This window comes from Zooshikella ganghwensis DSM 15267, assembly GCF_000428585.1.
Lineage (GTDB): Bacteria > Pseudomonadota > Gammaproteobacteria > Pseudomonadales > Zooshikellaceae > Zooshikella > Zooshikella ganghwensis.
This window is the reverse complement of record NZ_AUAF01000285.1, coordinates 1-3,127: the sequence shown is the minus strand read 5'-3', so window position 1 is coordinate 3,127 and position 3,127 is coordinate 1. Positions and strand designations below refer to the sequence as shown.

General features: G+C 39.1%; 2 protein-coding genes. Both read right to left on the bottom strand.

The window, feature by feature from the left end:
- On the bottom strand, window positions 1-992 hold a 992-nt coding region (locus F607_RS0125910; RefSeq protein WP_027710331.1), incomplete at its 3' end, for a hypothetical protein.
- Between the two features lie 20 nt (window positions 993-1,012).
- The gene (locus F607_RS33305) at window positions 1,013-2,743 is read right to left on the bottom strand and encodes a DUF6531 domain-containing protein (protein WP_051311846.1); all 1,731 of its coding nucleotides are present in this window, start codon (window positions 2,741-2,743) and stop codon (window positions 1,013-1,015) included.
- Window positions 2,744-3,127 lie beyond the last annotated feature (384 nt).

Sequence of the window (3,127 nt, the reverse complement as noted above, 5' to 3'; positions counted from 1 at the left end):
ATACTGCCATCAGATTTGGTGACTTTTAGTAGTTTATCGTCATCACTCCATGCCAAGGTGGTAGGTTTACCATTGGGCTGAACAGCCGAAACCAGTCGCTTTTTATCGTCAAAGTTGAGTGTTAAACGGTTACTCTGCTGATCCTGAACAACAAGCTGTTGATCACTCCAGGTGAAGGTTTGGGACGTGCCTTGAGGTTTTTCGATACGCAGGATACGACCTTGGTCATCATAATACTCATGTTGACCATAGTAGTTCACGAGCCAAGCAGCACCATGGGCTGAGGTTGAAGACAGTTGAATAGCTCCTGCTGCTAGCGGAGTCCAGCCATCACCTGATTTTGTGAATACCAGGCTTTGGCCGTCAGGACGTTGATTATTACGCTCAAAGAAAAAACCATTTTCTACATGCAACTCATAAAAATAGCTATGACTCCATTTACCTGTACTGCTGTTATAAGAAAGAATTAAAGGTGAAATATCGTTAAACACCGACTCTACATGAAATTTATTTCCCGTGGCTATTCTTACAGGATTACCTGCAGCAGGTGTTGTATCTGGCGAATGGCAATTACCATTACCTGCTTCTTGCTGAGCATGTTGAGTCGGAATATTGCAGATGTAATTGCCTAATGAAGATTTTATATACCCTAGAGCACACTCATTTTTAGGGATACATCCTCGATCTCTATCAATCGCCTGACCATCTTTGGGACAATTATAAATTGGGAGAAACCAAAGGTAATGAGAGGCTGTATTATATTTATCTGCTTGATATCCTCTCACAAATGGCGAAAACTTTGAGCAATTTTCACCTTTACCAAATATTACATTTGCCAGCTTATTACACTCTGTTTTAGCCCGTTCATATCCTTCAAAATAGTGAAGATGAGAACAGTAGCCACCTCCTGAATGGCAGTATGTGCTGCCCCATGCAAAAGTAGTAAATAATGAAATAGCCAAAAAACATATTGAACGTTGATATAAACGCATTGGTGAAACCCTAAAAATATTTAGTTATCTTTTTTTATTAACCGACCGTGTTCGTCATAGTGATATTCCACTCTCTCACCGCGAGTAATTTTGGCAGTTGGTAAACGCAAGGTGTCGTGCCACTCGGTCACAACCTCATACTGACTGGGTGTACCTACGGCCACGGTGCGCTTAGTCTCCAGACCTCGGTCATTGTACTCAAACGCTGTCACCATCCCTTTCCAGTCGGTCTTGGATTTCAGCAAACCGTTATTGTAATAGGTATATTCTTTATTGGCCGCCGCGCAGTGTTCAGTTTGTTGGCCCTCGACTTTCACGACTTTATGCGAGCCATTAAATACCTTGAAGTGATAGGTCGTTTTTTTACCCAGCGGATTGGTGACCGTAGTGCTGTTATTAGCGTGGTATTCCAGCGAAGTTTTTTCGGAACCGCCTGCGTGTTCACTGCTAATTGCACGGCCTTTATCGTCATATGTCCAAGTGGCAAAGCGTTTACCATTACCATCCGTGATACCCGTTAAATGGTAGGGAAACTGTCCATTTTCGTAGTGATATTGTCTTGATTTACTAGCACTATTTGTAACGTTAGTTAGATGTCCTTCAGGACCATATGTATAGGATACTGTTTGACTATTGTTTAGTCTTGCCTGAACTAATTGATTTTGCGCGTTATATATCAGCGTCAGCTCATTGCCTTGCAAGTCTTTCAGAGTCTGAGTTTTATCATTCCAGCTGACATGAATAACAGAGCCATCAAGTATCTTTATTTGAGTAAGCGTTCCATGTTTATCATAAAGCTCTTCTTGTTGGTTTGAAGTGATAATCCACTCTTGCTGAGGATTTCTTTTAATAGAAATATTTTCATCGGTTTCTGTTTCCCAGCGCCCACCAACCTTGCGAGCAAGAAAGCTTTTTCCTGATGGTCTAATGAGAGTATAAATATTGCGATTGAGTGATGGACTAATTTTATAGTCAAATGAGTGCGTCCATAGTCCTGTTTCACTGTTATAAAATCGGCTAAAGGCGATAGGCTCATCAAGATCCAGTTCTTGTTGATATTTGTTGCCTGTCGATATTCGGATAGGATTTCCTGTTGAAGGACTTGTACAATCTGCAGGGCCTAGCTGTTTACTTAATGATAGTTTTTGTCTAAAGCAAAAGTACTTTGAGCTTACTTTCTTTGGTCCATAAGGATAGTTGTTATTTGGGCAGTTATAACCAATTATGTCTTTTCCCCAATACCCATGTGATTTACGCGAAGGGCTAAGAATATAAGCAATTACTGAGACCTGAACTTCAGACTGACCAAGCTTCTCAGTTTCACATCTATATTTATCAGCAACTTTAGTACTCCCAGTATAGTTAGCCCTTAGTTTTGTAATACTCTGCTGACAAAATGATTTAGCCTTCTGTGTTGTAAAATCTTTTTTATCCATTTTAGTAGATAAAAATGGCTCATAGGATCGACTTTTTATGTAATACTTTAATTTAGTTTTGACATACCAAGTATTAGAGCCTTGTCTTATAGGCCAAGAAGCTTTTTCACAACCTATTAGTTGATAATTATAGATGCCTTGACGTGGTAATATTTCTTCTTCAATGATCTTACAAGTTTTTTGGAATGCCTGCTCTTCTGTCTGTCTTACCACGTTAAGTTTTGAAAAATCAGCGTTCCAGCTAATGCCTTCTATAGTACTTTCAGCTGGTTCATGCTCTACATTCATTCGGGCTTGAACATAATTTAAACTCACGAAACCTATAACAATGATCAGTAAAGATTGCTTTAGTATTGGAAAAAACTGATTTGACGTTATAGCAAACAACGGATACGGCCTTTAACTACATTTGTATTAGATCAGTCGATTATAATGTGATCTACAACTTGCACAACAGGTGAAATACTTCATTTTATTGATTTGATGTAGTTTGTTGTGCAAATAGACGACAATTTAGGTCTATAGTGCTTACAATTTGAACAGAACAAGAGAAAGGATTATGACTGAAGTACAGTTGAAATTTCTTGATTGAGCCTATGCTCATAAAAAAATAGCCGATAACCCTGCGAATCGGCTATTTTCAGGCTGGATTATTTTCACTCAGGGAAGGATGGATCAAAATTCATTATCCTAACGGAT